Here is a 16,657-nt window from a genome sequence, read left to right as displayed (position 1 = left end):
CCAGCCGTCCTGCGGTGGTGTGCGATGAGTCTCTTCCGGGACGACGGCATCGTGCTGCGGACGCAGAAGCTCGGCGAGGCCGACAGGATCATCACCCTCCTCACCCGAGGTCATGGTCGGGTGCGGGCCGTGGCGCGTGGGGTGCGGCGGACCAAGTCGAAGTTCGGGGCCCGGCTGGAGCCCTTCTCCCATGTGGACGTGCAGTTCTTCGCGCGGGGGAGCGAGCTGATCGGGCGCGGGCTTCCGCTGTGCACCCAGAGCGAGACCATCGCGCCGTACGGCGGCGGCATCGTCACCGACTACGCCCGCTACACCGCCGGCACGGCCATGCTGGAGACCGCCGAGCGGTTCACCGACCACGAGGGCGAACCGGCCGTGCAGCAGTACCTGCTGCTCGTCGGCGCCCTGCGCACCCTCGCCCGCGGCGAGCACGCCCCCCACCTCGTCCTGGACGCCTTCCTGCTGCGCTCCCTCGCCGTCAACGGCTACGCGCCCAGCTTCGGCGACTGCGCGAAGTGCGGGATGCCCGGCCCGAACCGGTTCTTCTCCGTCGCCTCCGGCGGCTCCGTCTGCGTCGACTGCCGGGTGCCCGGCAGCGTCGTACCCTCGCCGCAGGCCCTGGCCCTGCTGGGTGCGCTGCTCACGGGAGACTGGGAGACCGCGGACACCTGCGAGGCGCGGTACGTCCGGGAGGGCAGCGGGCTGGTGTCCGCCTACCTGCACTGGCATCTGGAGCGCGGCCTGCGCTCCCTCCGGTACGTCGAGAAGCAGTAGCAAGCCGAAACGCAAGAGGAGACGAGAAGCACATGGTCGTACGCGGGTTCCTGGGGCGGCAGCGTCGGGAGTACAAGGCACCGGAACCGCACCCGTCCGGCGCCCGCGCGCCGAAGCTCCCCGGCGAGCTGGTCCCCGAGCATGTGGCGATCGTCATGGACGGCAACGGCCGCTGGGCGAAGGAGCGGGGCCTGCCCCGCACCGAGGGCCACAAGGTGGGTGCCGAGCGGGTGCTGGACGTCCTTCAGGGCGGCGTCGAGATCGGTGTGCGGAACATCTCCCTGTACGCCTTCTCCACCGAGAACTGGAAGCGCTCGCCCGACGAGGTGCGCTTCCTGATGAACTTCAACCGCGACTTCATCCGCAAGACCCGTGACCAGCTCGACGAGCTGGGCATCCGGGTGCGCTGGGTGGGCCGTATGCCCAAGCTGTGGAAGTCGGTCGCCAAGGAGCTGCAGATCGCCCAGGAGCAGACGAAGGACAACGACCGTCTCACGCTCTACTTCTGCATGAACTACGGCGGCCGCGCGGAGATCGCCGACGCCGCGATGGCTCTCGCGGAGGACGTGAAGGCGGGCCGTCTCGACCCGTCGAAGGTCAACGAGAAGACGCTCCAGAAGTACATGTACTACCCGGACATGCCGGACGTGGACCTGTTCCTGCGCCCGAGCGGCGAGCAGCGCACGTCGAACTACCTGCTGTGGCAGAGCGCCTACGCGGAGATGGTCTTCCAGGACGTCCTGTGGCCGGACTTCGACCGCCGCGACCTGTGGCGGGCCTGCCTGGAGTTCGCCTCCCGGGACCGCCGCTTCGGCGGCGCGATCCCCAACGAGGAACTGCTGGCGATGGAGGGCAGGCAGGAGTAGCCGGGTCGCGCGGGCCCGGAGGTGACCTTGGGCCCCCGGGCCCGCGCGGCTAGTGCCGCGGCAGGCAACGGTCGCCCCGTCGCGACGCCCGGCACGCACTCTCGCCGCACCGGCCGAAAGCCCAAGTACATCCAGTACGAGGACTTCCGGCCGGCACACCGAGAGCACGCACCGGACGCCGCTCCTCAACGGGCAAACGTTGCCTGCCGCGGCACTAGCTACCGCCTGCCGCGCACTCCGCACAGGTGCCGAAGATCTCCACCGTGTGCGCCACGTTCACGAACCCGTGTTCCGAGGCGATGGCCTCGGCCCACGTCTCGACCGCCGGTCCCTCGACCTCGACCGCCTTGCCGCAGGCGCGGCAGACGAGGTGGTGGTGGTGTTCGCCGGTCGAGCAGCGGCGGTAGACGGACTCGCCGTCGGAGGTGCGCAGCACGTCGACCTCGCCGGCGTCGGCGAGGGTCTGCAGGGTGCGGTAGACCGTGGTCAGCCCCACGGAGTCGCCCTTGTGCTTGAGCATGTCGTGGAGTTCCTGAGCGCTGCGGAACTCGTCGACCTCGTCGAGCGCCGCGGCCACGGCGGCACGCTGCCGGGTGGCCCGGCCCTTCACGGGCGATCCAGCGGTGGTCACCGTTGCCTCCTCACGTCTGCGCTTTGCCGGGCCATTGTGCCAGTCCGGGCTGTGCGTGGTCGGACGCCGGTTCAGTCACCGGAACCGCGGGTTGCCGGAATCGCGCACTCCGCCGGATCTCCGGCGGGTTGGGCGGCGGCGGCCGCGCGTGCGCGGCGCCGGGCCACGGGGGTGGCCAGCGCGGTCAGCAGGACGAACGCGCCGATGGTCAGCAGCACGATCGTGGCGCCCGGCGGAACGTCCTGGTAGTACGACGTGACCGTGCCGCCGATGGTCACGCTGACGCCGATCGCGACGGAGATGGCGAAGGTCGCCGCGAAGCTGCGGCTGAGCTGCTGGGCCGCCGCCACCGGCACCACCATCAGCGCCGACACCAGCAGCAGGCCGACCACCCGCATGGCGACGGTGACGGTGACCGCCGCGGTGATCGCCGTCAGCAGGTTCAGGGCGCGCACCGGCAGCCCGGTGACCCGCGCGAACTCCTCGTCCTGGCTGACGGCGAACAGCTGCCGGCGCAGTCCGACGGTGACGAGGACGACGAAGGCCGCGAGGACGCAGATCGCGGACACGTCCGACTCGGACACCGTCGACAACGAGCCGAAGAGGTACGACGTGAGGTTGGCGTTGGAGCCGGTCGGGGCGAGGTTGATGAACATCACACCGCCGGCCATGCCGCCGTAGAAGAGCATGGCGAGGGCGATGTCGCCGCGGGTCCTGCCGTACCACCGGATCAGTTCCATGAGGACGGCGCCGAGGACGGAGACGGCGGTGGCCATCCAGATGGGGGACCAGGACAGCAGGAAGCCGAGGCCGACGCCGGTCATCGCGACGTGTCCGATGCCGTCGCCCATGAGGGCCTGGCGGCGCTGCACGAGGTAGATGCCGACGGCGGGCGCGGTGATGCCGACCAGGACGGCGGCGAGCAGCGCCCGCTGCATGAAGGCGTAGTCGAGGAGATCCATCAGCTCAGCAGTCCCGTGCGGATCGGTTCGGCGCCCGCCGGAGCGTGCGGGTGTACGTGGTCGTGGCCGGGCAGCGCGTGCTGGCCGAGTGCCCGCGGCGGCGGGCCGTCGTGCGTCACACAGCCGTCGCGCAGGACGACCGCCCGGTCGATGAGGGGCTCCAGGGGGCCCAGTTCGTGCAGGACGAGCAGGACGGTGGTGCCCTGGGCGACCTGCTCGCGCAGCGTCTCGGCCAGGACCTCCTGGCTGGCCAGGTCGACGCCCGCCATGGGCTCGTCCATGATCAGCAGCTCGGGTTCGGCGGCGAGCGCGCGGGCGATCAGCACCCGCTGGTGCTGGCCGCCGGAGAGGGCGTCGACGGAGTCCTTGGCACGGTCGGCCATGCCGACGAGGTCCAGCGCGCGGCGTACGGCCCGGCGGTCGGCCTTGCGCAGGACGCCGAAGCGGGCCCGGGACAGACGCCCGGCGGAGACGACCTCGGTGACGGTCGCCGGGACGCCGCCCGCGGCCGTGGTGCGCTGGGGTACGTAGCCGAGGCGCCCCCAGTCCCTGAAGTGCCGCCGGTCGGTGCCGAACAGCTCGATCCGCCCGGCGCTGAGGGGCACCTGGCCGATGATGCCGCGTACGGCGGTCGACTTGCCGGAGCCGTTGGCGCCGAGCAGGGCGACGACCTCACCGTGGCGCACGGTGAGGTCGATGCCGCGCAGGACGGGTCGTGCGCCCAGCTCGGCGCGGACACCGCGCAGCGATATGACGGTCTCGCTCTTGGTGTCCATCACGCCCTCCGTGAAGCTCATGTGGTTCCCAGGGCCGTCTGCAGGGCCTTGAGGTTCGCCTTCTGGACCGCGAAGTAGTCCGTGCCCCGGGACTTCTCGGTGATGCCCTCGATGGGGTCGAGGACGTCCGTCCTGAGGTTCGAGTCACCGGCGATGGTCTTGGCGGTCTTGTCGCTGACGAGCGTCTCGTAGAACACGGTGGTGACGCCGTCGGCCTTGGCCATCTTCTCAAGTTCCTTGACGCGCGCCGCGCTGGGCTCCGACTCGGGGTCGAGGCCGCTGATGGCCTCCTCGGTCAGGCCGTAGCGCTCGGCGAGGTAGCCGAAGGCGGCGTGCGTGGTGATGAAGACCTTGGTCCTGGTGTCGGCCAGGCCGTTCTTGAACTCGGTGTCCAGGGCGCCGAGCTTGGCGACCAGGTCCGCGGTGTTCTTCCGGTAGTCGGCCGCGTTGCCCGGGTCGGCCTTCTCGAAGGCCTTGCCGACGCCCTCGGCGACCTCGGCGTACTTCACCGGGTCCAGCCAGACGTGGGGGTCCTTGCCGCCGGTCTCCTCGTGCTCGTGCTCTTCTTCCTCGTGTTCCTCGTGCTCGGCCGCGTGGCCGCCGACCTCGGTGCCGTGCTCCTCCAGCGTGGTGAGGGTGGCGGCGTCGATCTTCGTCTTGATCCCGGACTGGGTGACGGCCTCGTCGACGGAGGGCTGGAGGCCCTTGAGGTAGAGGGCGGCGTCGGACTTCTCCAGCTGGGTGCGCTGCTGGGCGCTGATCTCCAGGTCGTGCGGTTCCTGGCCGGGCTCGGTGAGGCTGGTGACCTTCACGTGGTCGCCGCCGATCTGCTCGGCGAGGTAGGCCATCGGGTAGAACGACGCGACGACGTCGAACTTGTCCGTGCCGCCGGCGGCCGCGCTGTCGGTCGAGCAGGCGGAGAGGGTCCCGAGACCGAGGGCGGTGACGGCCGCTACGGCTATCCCGGATATGTGGTGTCGTCGTACGTTCATGACAGTCATTTTCAACAAATATGGAAACCGTTGTCAACAAAGCCTCGGGTAAGGACTGAGGTAAGGGGGGCGTAAGGACGTCGCCCGGGGCTGCGGAAGTCCGTGGACGGGCACCGATTTGGTCGAGGGGGAGCCCTCGCCGGTACCCTGAGGAAATTCGCTGGAAGCATCTCGCTTCGTCGCCCGTCGTCGTTATGAAGAGAGCACCGTGGCCGCCGACAAGATCGACACCATCGTCAGCCTGAGCAAGCGCCGTGGCTTCGTATTCCCTTGTAGTGAGATCTACGGCGGCCAGCGCGCCGCCTGGGACTACGGACCGCTGGGTGTCGAGCTCAAGGAGAACCTGAAGCGCCAGTGGTGGCGCTACATGGTGACGTCGCGCGAGGACGTGGTCGGTATCGACTCGTCCGTCATCCTGGCCCCCGAGGTCTGGGTCGCCTCCGGTCACGTCGCCACCTTCTCCGACCCGCTCACCGAGTGCACCTCCTGCCACAAGCGGTTCCGCGCGGACCACTTGGAGGAGGCCTACGAGGCCAAGCACAAGCGCCTGCCGGAGAACGGCCTGGCCGATGTGAACTGCCCCAACTGCGGCAACAAGGGCCAGTTCACCGAGCCCAAGCAGTTCTCGGGCCTGCTCTCCACCCACCTCGGCCCGACGCAGGACACCGGCTCCATCGCCTACCTGCGCCCCGAGACCGCCCAGGGCATCTTCACCAACTTCGCCCAGGTGCAGACCACTTCGCGCCGCAAGCCGCCGTTCGGCATCGCCCAGATGGGCAAGTCCTTCCGCAACGAGATCACGCCCGGCAACTTCATCTTCCGCACCCGCGAGTTCGAGCAGATGGAGATGGAGTTCTTCGTCAAGCCGGGCGAGGACGAGCAGTGGCAGGAGTACTGGATGGAGCAGCGCTGGAACTGGTACACCGGTCTCGGCCTGCGTGAAGAGAACATGCGGTGGTACGAGCACCCGAAGGAGAAGCTCTCCCACTACTCCAAGCGCACCGCCGACATCGAGTACCGCTTCCAGTTCGGCGGCAACGAGTGGGGCGAGCTGGAGGGTGTCGCCAACCGCACCGACTACGACCTCGGCGCCCACTCCAAGGCCTCCGGCCAGGACCTCTCCTACTTCGACCAGGAGGCCGGCGAGCGCTGGACGCCGTACGTCATCGAGCCCGCGGCCGGTGTCGGCCGCGCGATGCTGGCGTTCCTGCTCGACGCCTACGTCGAGGACGAGGCGCCCAACGCCAAGGGCAAGCTGGAGAAGCGCACGGTGCTGCGCCTCGACCACCGGCTGGCCCCGGTGAAGGTCGCGGTGCTGCCGCTGTCCCGCAACCCGGAGCTGTCGCCCAAGGCCAAGGGCCTCGCCCAGGCGCTGCGGCAGAACTGGAACATCGACTTCGACGACGCCGGCGCGATCGGCCGCCGCTACCGCCGCCAGGACGAGATCGGTACGCCGTACTGCGTGACCGTCGACTTCGACACGCTCGAGGACAACGCGGTGACCGTGCGCGAGCGTGACTCGATGAAGCAGGAGCGCGTGTCCCTCGACCAGATCGAGGGCTACCTGGCCGCCCGCCTGATCGGCGCCTGAGCCGCACCACCCGTCGAAGCCCCCGGTTCCCTTCTTGGGAGCCGGGGGCTTCGTGCTGCCCGCGCACCGCGCCTCCCCCGTCGGCTGACAAGAATGGACTGACAGATATTGAAATCTGTCAGCTGTCATGTCATGGTGGAACACATGGAGAACACGGAGAACACCACGAAGCACACGACGCAGACCCGCACCCTCGGAACCGGCGGCCCCCAGGTCTCCGCCCTCGGCCTCGGCTGCATGGGCATGTCCGCCTTGTACGGCGAGGCGACCGGGCCGAGTCCGTCGCCACCATCCACGCCGCCCTGGAGGCCGGCGTGACCCTGCTGGACACCGGCGACTTCTACGGCATGGGCCACAACGAGCTGTTGATCGGCGAGGCCCTGCGCACCGCCCCCGCGGCCCGCCGCGAACAGGCCCTGACCAGCGTCAAGTTCGGCGCCCTGCGCGCCCCGGACGGTGCCTGGGCCGGCTACGACGGCCGCCCGGAAGCGGTCAGGAACTTCGCCGCCTACTCCCTCCAGCGCCTCGGCGTCGACCACATCGACGTCTACCGCATCGCCCGGCTCGACCCGGACGTCCCCATCGAGGAGACCGTCGGCGCGATCGCCGAACTCGTCGAGCAGGGGTACGTCCGGCACATCGGCCTCAGCGAGGTCGGCGCCGGGACGATCCGCAAGGCCGCCGCCACCGCCCCGATCGCCGACCTCCAGATCGAGTACGGGCTGATCTCCCGCGGCATCGAGAAGTCGATCCTGCCCACCACCCGTGAGCTGGGCATCTCCATCACCGCGTACGGCGTACTGTCCCGCGGCCTGATCTCCGGCCACTTCAGCGCCGACCGGCAGCTCGCCGCCGACGACTTCCGTGCCCACTCCCCCCGCTTCCAGGGCGAGAACCTGCGGCACAACCTCGCCCTCGTGGACGCGCTGCGGAAGATCGCCGAGCAGAAGGGCGTCTCCGTCGCGCAGATCGCCATCGCCTGGGTGCTGGCCCAGGGCGAGGACATCGTCCCGCTGATCGGCGCCCGCAGCCGGGAGCGGCTCGCGGAGTCGCTCGGCGCGCTGGACGTCGTCCTGGACGCCGCCGACCTCGCCGCGATCGAGGCGGCCGTCCCCGCCGACGCCGCCGCCGGCGAGCGGTACGCACCGGCCGCCATGGCCCACCTCGACAGCGAGCGGTGACCACCACCCCGGGTACGGTCTGACCATGGCACCGACCCCCGAGACCCTGACCGCCGAACGCATCCTCGAAGCCACTGAGGAGGTGCTGCGCCGCCACGGCCCGGCCAAGGCGACCGTGGTCGACGTGGCCCGTGCGCTCGGCGTCAGTCACGGCAGCGTGTACCGCCACTTCCGTACCAAGGCGGCGCTGCGCGAAGCGGTCAGCAAACGGTGGCTGGACCGTACCTCCCAGGCGCTGGCCGGTATCGCCGCCGATGCGGAGCGGGACCCCGCCGCCCGCCTGCGCGACTGGCTCGCCGCCCTCTTCGAGGCCAAGCGCCGCAAGGCGGGCGACGACCCCGAGCTGTTCGCCACGTACATGGTGCTCACCGACGAGAGCGGCGGGGCGGTCGCCGAGCACCTCGCCGACCTCGTGGGTCAGCTCACCCGGATCGTGCGGGACGGCGTCGAGAGCGGCGCCTTCGCCGTCCCCGGCCCGGCGGAGACGGAGGCCCGCGCCCTGTTCCACGCCACGGGCCGCTTCCACGACCCCTGCTACGCGCGCGAGTGGAAACAGCCGGGCGTGGAGGACGAGTTCGAGGCCGTGGTCGAGTTGCTGCTGAGGGGTCTCGCCGCCCGCTGACCCGGACCGACGGGAGGCCCTCAGGGCCTGTCGTTCGGATCACGCCGCAGACGCGGGGCCCGGCACGCGCATCTGCCGCGTTGTCGTCACTCGCCGACTCTCCGCGTCGACTCCCTCCTCCGCCTCGCGGCCGCACGCACCAGGCCCCGCTCACCGCGCTGGACAGCACCGTCGATTTTCTGCGGCCCGATCCGAACGACAGGCCCTACGCGCCCGCCGGGTCCACGGTCGCCTGGTGGGCCTCGGCCAGGTGTTCCTCCGCCTTCAGCCACGGCAGGAACTGCGCCCCCTGCCGCCAGCCGCACGTGTCGCAGCTGATCGTGCGCTGGAGCCCCGCCCGCCGGACCCGGACCACGTGCTCGCGCCCGTGCTGGTCCCATCGGCTCACCTTGCTCGTGCTGATCTCCACCATGCTGCCTCCAGAAGCCGGGCCGACGCCGCAAGGAGTGTGCAGCATGTCTGACGTCAACGGGGGATCCGCCCCTGTGAGTTGTCCGACCCGCCTCCGTGGACCCGGGTGATCGTCCGAGGGGGCGCGCCCGCCCCGGCCGGGGCGGGAGCGGACCCCGGAGCGGGGAAACCGAGACTGGAGTGGCGATCCGCGGGTGAGGGGGCGCGGTGCGGGAACTCGGGCGGTCGGAGAGCTGGGGGGCGACCCGAGGAGCGAGAGCCATGACCGAGCGGAAGTCGTCGCAGGATCTCCCACAGCCGCTGCGGGCGGCGGCCTCGGTACTGAGCAGGGTGCCCGGCGCCGGCACGGTCGGCCGGGCCGCCGAGGGCGCGCTCGACAAGGTCGGCGCCGTCTCCCCGCGCGGACGACGGCTCGCCGTCTACACCGGTGCGGGAGTGCTCGGCGTCGCGGGAGTCGTGGAGTGGCCCGTCGCGGTCACCGGAGCGGCGGTGGCCTGGCTGACGCAGCCACGACCGCAGCAGGGCGCGCGGCGGCGCGCGGACGGGGGTACCGCGGGTGATGCCTCCGGGACGCCGCCCACGCCGAAGGTGCTCGCCACCGCACCCCCCAGGCCCCCGGCGGCCGGACGGGCGGCACGGGGCACCACGGCGCACGGCGTGCCGACGGGGGGCGCGGCGGAACCCGCCACCCCCTCCGACAAGCTCCCCTCGCACCATGCGACGCCGCAGGATGCCGGACGAGGCGATGAGGGCCGATGACCGCCACGGGAATCCTCACCCGCCCCACGGCGCCGCCGCCGGGCTCGTCCTGGCCGGCCCACGTCTGCTCGCCCGCGGTACGGCCCCGGCGGTGGGTGTCGCCGCGGGCGCGGTCGCGGGCACGGCCCGAGCCGGCGTCCGGGCCGCGGATTCCGCGGTGCGTCTGGCCAGAGTCACCCGCGCCGCCCTCCCGGGCACCTCCGCCGACTGGCGCGCCGGCGCCCGCACGCACCTGGCCCTTCGGGAGGCCGGGCCCCGGGATCCGGGCCGGCCGGACGACGGGGCCGGAACGCACACCCTCGGACACCGCGCCGGGCGGGTGGCCGCCGCCCTCGCCGAACATCCGGACGTCGCCCTCGCCTACTGGGACAGCGGGCTGGCCCGCCTGGTCGTGGTGGCCGTCGAGGCGTCCGTCAGCGACAGCGTCGTCGAGCGAGCGCAGGCGCTCGCGGAGCGGCACGGGCTGGTCCCCGCCGGGGACGACGTGGAGGACCTCGGGCACCCCGGTGACCCCGCATCCGTACGGACCGCCGCCGAGACCCTCGCGGCCGACGTGGCGGGTGCCGTGGCCGCGCTGGCGGGATCCGCGATGCGGCTTCCTGCCTCGCCGCGGCTGGTGACCGCCGCGGTCACACTGCTGCGCGAGAACCCCCGCTTCCGCGCCCTGCTGCGGGCCCGCCTGGGCAACGCCCGCATGGAGGTCCTCCTCGCCGTCGCCAACGCGGCCGTGCACGGCGCCGGACACTCCCCGACCTCGCTGGTGCTCGACGGGGCGTTGCGCGTCGGCCAGCTGGCGGAGGCGCTCGTGCGGACGGCCGCCTTCGAGACCGTGCACGACGAGCTGTGCGCGCCGGACCGGCACAGCGTGCCCGCCGATCCGTCCGCACGGCCGCCACTGCGCACCTCCCCGGCCCAGGAGTACGCCGCCCACGCCTCGACCGGCAGCGTCCTGGGCGCGGTGGCGGCACTGCTCGTCAAGCACGACGTCACGGAGTCGGCGGAGGCGGTCCTGGCCGGTTCGCCGAAGGCCGCGCGGTACGGGCCCGCCGTCTTCCACGCCCTCCTGAGCGTCGCCCTGTCCCGCGAGGGCGTGCTGGTGCGCGACCCGGAGCGGCTGCGGCAGCTGGAGATGGCCGGGACGGTCGTCCTGCATCCCAGCGCGCTCAGAAAGCCCGGAGAGGGCGCCGACCCGTGGACCGAGCCCGTCCTGGACGCGGCCCGCCGGGCCGGCCTGCGTGTCGTGGTGGTCGACGACCCCGCGCTGGCCGACTTCACCGGCCTCGCCGATCAGGTCGTGGGCGCGGACCGCCCGTTGAGCGAGGTCGTCGACAGCCTGCGCGGCGAGGGCGGGGTCGTCACCGTCGCCCGGCCCAGCCCGCGCGGCGACGCGGACGTCACCGCCGGACTCCTGCGCGGTGACGTGGCGGTCGCCCTCACCGACGCGGACGGCCAGGTGGTGTGGGGCGCGGACGTCCTCGCCCGGCACGGCCTGGCGGACGTGTGGCGGCTGCTGACCGCCGTACCGGCGGCCCGCCGCGTCGGTGGCCGGTCGCAGACCCTGGCCCGGTCCGGCGCCGCGCTGTCCGGCCTGCTCGTGGCCGTCGCGAGTCCCACGGACGCCCGGGTTCCCCGCTGCCCGGCCCGCGGCACGCGCCCGTAGACCTGGGCGCCGCGGCGGCCCTGCTGTCCGGAGCGCGCGCCGCCCTCGGGGTCGCCCTGGCCCGCCCCCGCACCCCCGGCCCCGGGTCGCCTGGCACACCCTGCACCCCGACGACGTACGCGAGCGGCTGGAGCGCGAGGCGCCCCCGGAACCGACCTCCGTCGAACGGGCGGCGGCCCGGGCGCGCACGGCCGCGGACGCCGTCGTACGGCTTCCCGTGCTGGCTCCGGCCCGCTGGTCGGCGCAGCTCGGCCGGGCCGTACGCCGCGAGCTGGACGATCCGCTCACCCCGGTCCTCGTCGTGGGCTCCGCGGCGTCCGCGATCCTCGGCTCGGTCGTGGACGCGCTGCTCGTCGTCGGCGCCCTCGACCTGAACGCCCTGGTCGGCGGCTTCCAGCGGCTGCGGGCGGAACGTGCCCTGTCGGGGCTGGTCGCCGGACAGAAGCAGAAGGCGCGGGTCGCCGACGACGAGCGGACCACGCACGTGGTCGACGCCGCCAAGCTCAGCCCCGGCCAGGTCATCGACCTCAAGGCCGACGACGTCGTGCCCGCCGACGCCCGCCTGCTGTGGGAGGACGGGCTGGAGGTCGACGAGTCCGCGCTGACCGGCGAGTCCCTGCCCGTCGACAAGGCCGTGGACCCCACCCCGAGCGCTCCTGTGGCGGAACGGCACTGCATGGTCTTCGAGGGGACGACCGTGGTCGCCGGACGCGCCCAGGCCGTCGTCGTCGACACCGGCGACCGCACCGAGGCCGCCCGCGCCGTCTCCCTCGCCGCGCGGGTCCCGTCGGCCGCCGGAGTGCAGGCCCGGCTCCAGGAACTCACCCGCAAGGCCATGCCGTTGACCATGGCGGGCGGCGCCGCGGTGACCGGCCTGGCGCTGCTGCGCGGCACCCCGATCCACCGGGCCGTGAGCGGCGGGGTCGCCGTCGCCGTGGCCGCCGTACCCGAGGGACTGCCCCTGGTCGCCACGGTCGCTCAGCTCGCCGCCGCCCGCCGGCTCAGCAGCCGAGGTCTCCTCGTGCGCACCCCGCGCACGCTGGAGGCGCTGGGCCGCATGGACACCATCTGCTTCGACAAGACCGGCACCCTCACCGAGAACCGGCTGCGCCTGGTCCGGGTGGCAGACCCCGACGGCACGGTCCGCACCCTCGACGACCCGGCCGCCGCCGACACCCTGCGCGCGGCGGCCCGGGCCTGCCCGCGGCTGGACAGCGACCCGCACCGCCCGGCCCACGCCACCGACGAGGCCGTCCTGGACGCGGCCGGCCCGGACCCGGACTGGCGGCAGACCGAGGGCCTGCCCTTCGAGGCGGGCCGGGGCTACGCGGCGGCGGTCGGCCGCGCCGCCGACGGCGCACCGGTCCTGGTGGTCAAGGGCGCCCCCGAGACGGTCCTGCCGACCTGCTCGGGCCTGCCCTCGCACATCCCCGACAGTTCCGGGTCCCTGGCCGGGGAGGGCCTGCGCGTCCTGGCGGTGGCCCGACGCGGGCTGGTGGAGGACGAACAGGCCTCGGACGCCCTCGAAGCGCCCCTGGCGGACCTGGAGTTCACAGGGCTCGTGGCCCTCGCCGACGTACCGCGCGAGACCTCACCCGCCCTGGTCCGCGGGCTGCGCGAAGCGGGCGTACGGCCCGTCGTGCTGACCGGCGACCATCCGCAGACCGCCCACGCCATCGCCGTCGGGCTCGGCTGGCCGGACGACGCGAACGTGGTCACCGGTGACGAACTCGCCGCCGCCGACCGTTCGGTCCGCTCCCGCATGCTCCGCGACGCCGACGTCGTCGCCCGGGTCGCGCCCGAACAGAAACTCCAGGTCGTGGAGGCCCTCAGGGACGCCGGCCGGGTCGTCGGCATGGTCGGCGACGGCGCCAACGACGCCGCCGCGATCCGTGCCGCCGACATCGGCGTCGGCATCAGCGCCCGCGGTTCGGCCGCCGCCCGCAACGCGGCCGATCTCGTCGTCACCGGAGAGGACCTGTCGGTGCTCATCGAGGCCGTACAGGAGGGCCGTTCCCTCTGGCACAGCGTCGCCGACGCCATCGCCATCCTCATCGGCGGCAACGCGGGCGAGGTCGGCTTCGGCATCCTCGGCACCCTGCTGTCGGGTTCCGCCCCCCTGTCCACCCGCCAGATGCTGCTGGTCAACCTGTTCACGGACCTGTTCCCGGCCATGGCGGTGGCCGTCACCCCCAAGGAGGAGGCCGACTCCCCGGACACCGACGCCCCCCTGGGCACGGCGCTCCTCGGCGCCCCCCTCATCCGCCAGATCCGCCACAGGGCCCTCACCACCTGCCTCGGCGCCACAGTCGCCTGGCTCATCGGCCGCTTCACCCCCGGCACGACCCGCCGCTCGACCACGATGGCCCTGTGCGCGGTGGTAGGCACCCAGCTGGCCCAGACCCTGGCCGACCGCCGGGACAGCCCGCTGGTCCGCCTCACGTCCCTGGGCTCGGCGGTCGCCCTGTTCGCACTGGTGCAGACCCCAGGCGCCAGTCAGTTGTTCGGCTGCACCCCGCTGGGCCCGCTGGCCTGGGCTGGAGTCCTGGCAGCGATCGTCGCGGCCCTGGCGGGCCAGAAGGCGCTGCCGGAGGTGGAACGGGTCCTGCTCGAGCGCTGGCCCGGCTTGGCCTCGCGCCTGGCGTGACGCCGGTTCCCCTCACGGGCACGGGGAAGTGCGCCCCCGGCCACCGACGACCCGCACGTGCCGTCCAGGAGCCGGCGCAAGGCGCTGAGCGCTACGCGCCGACCTGTTCGCGCACTTCGGGCGCGGCCAGCCGCTCAGCCGTCCGCTCCGCGGTCCCCCCGTGCCCACGCCCCGCTGCTCACCAGGCCCACCACCAGGACCACGGCGCCGCACCCCGCGAGGATCCACCAGCCGGGCACCGCGGCCGACACGAACGTCTCGCGGTACGCCGACGCCCCGATGCCCGCCGCGAGCACCGCCCCGATCACCGCGACCCCGAGGGTCTGGCCGAGCTGCCGGCTGGTGGAGGCGACGGCGGCGGCGACACCGGCCTGGGCGCGGGGCATGCCCGAGACCGCCGTGTTGGTGATGGGGGCGTTGACGAAGCCGAAGCCGATGCCGAACAGCAGGTATCCGAGGAACAGCGTGGTGTCGGACGTCTCCGCGTCGAAGGCGGCGAACAGGACGCCGCTCGCGGTCATGGCGAGCCCGGCGACGAACAGGGGCACCCGTGGCCCCCGGCTGCCGACGAGCCGTCCGGCCAGCGGGGCGCACAGGAAGGTGGGGAGGGCCATGGGCAGCATCCACAGGCCGGCGTGGAGGGCGTCGAGGCCGCGGACGTTCTGGAGGTAGAGCGTGGACAGGAACAGGAATCCGCCGAGTGCGGCGAACGCGCTGATCGCGATGACGGTCGCCCCGCTGAACGGCGCCGACCGGAAGAACCGCAGGTCGATGAGGGGTTCGTCGCGGCGGGGTTCGTAGCGCAGGAGCCCGAGCAGGGCGGCCAGGGCGACCGCCGCGAAGGGCAGGCTGATGCCGAGCCCGGCCTCGGGGGCCTCGATGATCGCGTACGTCAGGCAGCCGAAGAGGGCGATGACGAGGAGCTGGCCGACCGGATCGGGGCGGCGGGCCTTCGGGGCGCGCGATTCGGGGACGTGGCGCAGCGTCAGCAGGAGGGCGGCGAGGCCGACCGGGAGGTTGACCCAGAAGATGGAGCGCCAGCCGACGGACTCCACCAGCAGGCCGCCGATGAGAGGGCCGGCGGCCATGGAGATGCCGACGACCGCGCCCCACACGCCGATCGCGCGGGCGCGCTCGCGCGGGTCCGTGAAGGTGTTGGTGATGATCGACATGGCGACCGGGTTGAGCATCGAGCCGCCGACCGCCTGCACCATGCGGGCCACGACCAGCCACTCCAGGTCGGGGGCGAGGGAACAGAGCAGGGAACCGAGCGAGAACACGACCAGGCCCGCGAGGAAGACCTTCCTGCGGCCGATCCGGTCGGCCGTGGACCCGGCGAGCATCAGCAGGGAGGCGAGTACGAGCGTGTACGCGTCGATCGTCCACTGGAGGCCGGAGGTGCCGGCGTGCAGGTCGCGTTCCATCGCGGGGAGGGCGACATTGAGAACGGTGTTGTCGAGGCTCACGATCAGCAGGCTCATGCAGCAGATCGCGAGGACGAGCAGACGTCGTCGCTGGCTCAGCTCTGGCATGCGGTCATGCTACGCCGATGTCGATAGTGCGGCTAACTAATGACCGTTACATGATCGTCGCCGATGCGCGACAATGGGCGGATGTCCACGCCCGTTTCCCCGCTGCGGATCGGCCCGCACACCGTCCAGCCGCCGGTCGTCCTCGCTCCCATGGCCGGTATCACCAACGCGCCCTTCCGCACCCTGTGCAGGGAGTTCAGCGGTGGCAAGGGTCTGTTCGTGAGCGAGATGATCACGACCCGGGCGCTGGTCGAGCGCAACGACAAGACCATGCAGCTGATCCACTTCGACGCGAGCGAGAAGCCCCGCTCGGTCCAGCTGTACGGCGTGGACCCGGCGACCGTCGGCAAGGCCGTCCGCATGATCGCGGAGGAGGGCCTGGCCGACCACATCGACCTGAACTTCGGCTGCCCGGTCCCCAAGGTCACCCGCAAGGGCGGCGGCTCCGCCCTTCCCTACAAGCGCAACCTGCTGCGCGCGATCCTCCGCGAGGCCGTCAGCGGCGCCGGGGACCTCCCCGTCACCATGAAGATGCGCAAGGGCATCGACGACGACCACATCACCTACCTCGACGCCGGCCGCATCGCCGTCGAGGAGGGCGTGACGGCCATCGCGCTGCACGGCCGTACCGCCGCCCAGCACTACGGCGGCACCGCCGACTGGGAGGCCATCGCCCGCCTGAAGGAGCACGTCCCGGAGATCCCCGTCCTGGGCAACGGCGACATCTGGTCGGCCGAGGACGCCCTGCGGATGGTGCGTGAGACGGGCTGCGACGGAGTGGTCGTCGGCCGCGGCTGCCTGGGCCGTCCGTGGCTGTTCTCGGACCTCGTGGCCGCCTTCGAGGGACGCACCCAGGACATCGCGCGCCCGTCCCTTCGCGAGGTCGCCGACATCATGGTCCGGCACGCCACCCTGCTCGGCGAGTGGATCGGCGACGAGGCGAAGGGCGTCGTCGACTTCCGCAAGCACGTCGCCTGGTACCTGAAGGGCTTCGCCGTCGGGTCCGAGATGCGCAAGCGCCTGGCGATCACCTCGTCCCTCGGCGAACTCCGCGCCGGACTCGACGAGCTGGACCTCGACCAGCCCTGGCCGACCGGCGCCGACGGCCCCCGCGGCCGTACCTCCGGCAACAACAGGGTCGTCCTCCCGGACGGCTGGCTGAAGGACCCCTACGACTGTGCGGGCATCGGCGAGGAAGCGGAACTGGACACCTCCGGCGGCTGAAGTCCCCGGCCGGGTCGGTCCTTCGACGG

Annotated in this window: 11 protein-coding genes and 3 pseudogenes; 8 read left to right on the top strand and 6 right to left on the bottom strand. The window is 72.5% G+C overall.

Annotated elements, in window-relative coordinates; translation table 11 throughout:
• The first annotated feature begins 24 nt into the window (after window positions 1-24).
• The gene (gene recO, locus BM536_RS11610; RefSeq protein ID WP_073493593.1) at window positions 25-774 is read left to right on the top strand and encodes a DNA repair protein RecO; all 750 of its coding nucleotides are present in this window, start codon (window positions 25-27) and stop codon (window positions 772-774) included.
• 32 nt (window positions 775-806) lie between these two features.
• Window positions 807-1,640 (top strand): isoprenyl transferase, encoded by an 834-nt coding sequence (locus tag BM536_RS11605; RefSeq protein WP_073493594.1) that lies wholly within the window; start codon window positions 807-809, stop codon window positions 1,638-1,640.
• Window positions 1,641-1,854: 214 nt separating this feature from the next.
• On the opposite strand, the gene BM536_RS11600 is transcribed toward BM536_RS11605, so the two are convergent.
• The 4 genes from BM536_RS11600 to BM536_RS11585 all read right to left on the bottom strand — a co-directional run bounded on the left by BM536_RS11600 (window position 1,855) and on the right by BM536_RS11585 (window position 5,001).
• Window positions 1,855-2,271, bottom strand: coding sequence for a Fur family transcriptional regulator (locus tag BM536_RS11600; RefSeq protein ID WP_073493596.1), 417 nt, complete (start codon window positions 2,269-2,271; stop codon window positions 1,855-1,857).
• A 71-nt stretch (window positions 2,272-2,342) separates the two neighbouring features.
• Window positions 2,343-3,233, bottom strand: a complete 891-nt coding sequence (locus tag BM536_RS11595; protein ID WP_073493598.1) for a metal ABC transporter permease — start codon at window positions 3,231-3,233, stop codon at window positions 2,343-2,345.
• Complete coding sequence (locus BM536_RS11590) at window positions 3,233-4,030, bottom strand: metal ABC transporter ATP-binding protein (RefSeq protein WP_211362867.1); 798 nt, start codon at window positions 4,028-4,030, stop codon at window positions 3,233-3,235. Before BM536_RS11590 ends, BM536_RS11595 begins: the two co-directional genes overlap by 1 nt.
• On the bottom strand, window positions 4,027-5,001 hold the full coding sequence (locus BM536_RS11585) for a metal ABC transporter substrate-binding protein (RefSeq protein ID WP_073493600.1): 975 nt from the start codon (window positions 4,999-5,001) through the stop codon (window positions 4,027-4,029). The genes BM536_RS11590 and BM536_RS11585 overlap by 4 nt, the downstream gene beginning before the upstream one ends.
• A gap of 208 nt (window positions 5,002-5,209) precedes the next feature.
• On the opposite strand from BM536_RS11585, the gene BM536_RS11580 reads away from it, so the two are divergent.
• The 3 genes and pseudogenes from BM536_RS11580 to BM536_RS11570 all read left to right on the top strand — a co-directional run bounded on the left by BM536_RS11580 (window position 5,210) and on the right by BM536_RS11570 (window position 8,395).
• Window positions 5,210-6,592, top strand: coding sequence for a glycine--tRNA ligase (locus BM536_RS11580; RefSeq protein WP_073493602.1), 1,383 nt, complete (start codon window positions 5,210-5,212; stop codon window positions 6,590-6,592).
• A gap of 144 nt (window positions 6,593-6,736) precedes the next feature.
• Window positions 6,737-7,773: pseudogene (locus tag BM536_RS11575) on the top strand (aldo/keto reductase).
• A gap of 25 nt (window positions 7,774-7,798) precedes the next feature.
• Complete coding sequence (locus BM536_RS11570; RefSeq protein WP_073493604.1) at window positions 7,799-8,395, top strand: TetR/AcrR family transcriptional regulator; 597 nt, start codon at window positions 7,799-7,801, stop codon at window positions 8,393-8,395.
• A 205-nt stretch (window positions 8,396-8,600) separates the two neighbouring features.
• Here BM536_RS11570 and BM536_RS11565 read toward each other — a convergent pair whose 3' ends face one another.
• Entirely contained in the window at window positions 8,601-8,807 is a 207-nt protein-coding gene (locus BM536_RS11565) for a hypothetical protein (protein ID WP_073493605.1), read from the bottom strand.
• Window positions 8,808-9,067: 260 nt separating this feature from the next.
• Between BM536_RS11565 and BM536_RS42735 the strand changes: the two genes are divergently transcribed.
• The gene (locus tag BM536_RS42735) at window positions 9,068-9,565 is read left to right on the top strand and encodes a hypothetical protein (RefSeq protein WP_245873454.1); all 498 of its coding nucleotides are present in this window, start codon (window positions 9,068-9,070) and stop codon (window positions 9,563-9,565) included.
• A pseudogene (locus BM536_RS11555) lies at window positions 9,552-13,872 on the top strand (HAD-IC family P-type ATPase). Before BM536_RS42735 ends, BM536_RS11555 begins: the two are co-directional and overlap by 14 nt.
• Window positions 13,873-13,963: 91 nt before the next feature.
• On the opposite strand, the pseudogene BM536_RS11550 reads toward BM536_RS11555, so the two are convergent.
• Window positions 13,964-15,404: pseudogene (locus tag BM536_RS11550) on the bottom strand (MFS transporter).
• 81 nt (window positions 15,405-15,485) lie between these two features.
• Here BM536_RS11550 and dusB point away from each other — a divergent pair.
• The gene (dusB, locus tag BM536_RS11545; RefSeq protein WP_073497348.1) at window positions 15,486-16,628 is read left to right on the top strand and encodes a tRNA dihydrouridine synthase DusB; all 1,143 of its coding nucleotides are present in this window, start codon (window positions 15,486-15,488) and stop codon (window positions 16,626-16,628) included.
• Window positions 16,629-16,657 lie beyond the last annotated feature (29 nt).

The organism is Streptomyces phaeoluteigriseus (genome assembly GCF_001896135.2).
GTDB classification, from domain to species: Bacteria; Actinomycetota; Actinomycetes; order Streptomycetales; family Streptomycetaceae; genus Streptomyces; species Streptomyces phaeoluteigriseus.
The sequence above is the reverse complement of the archived record's forward strand: the minus strand, read 5'-3'. Positions and strand labels throughout refer to the sequence as shown.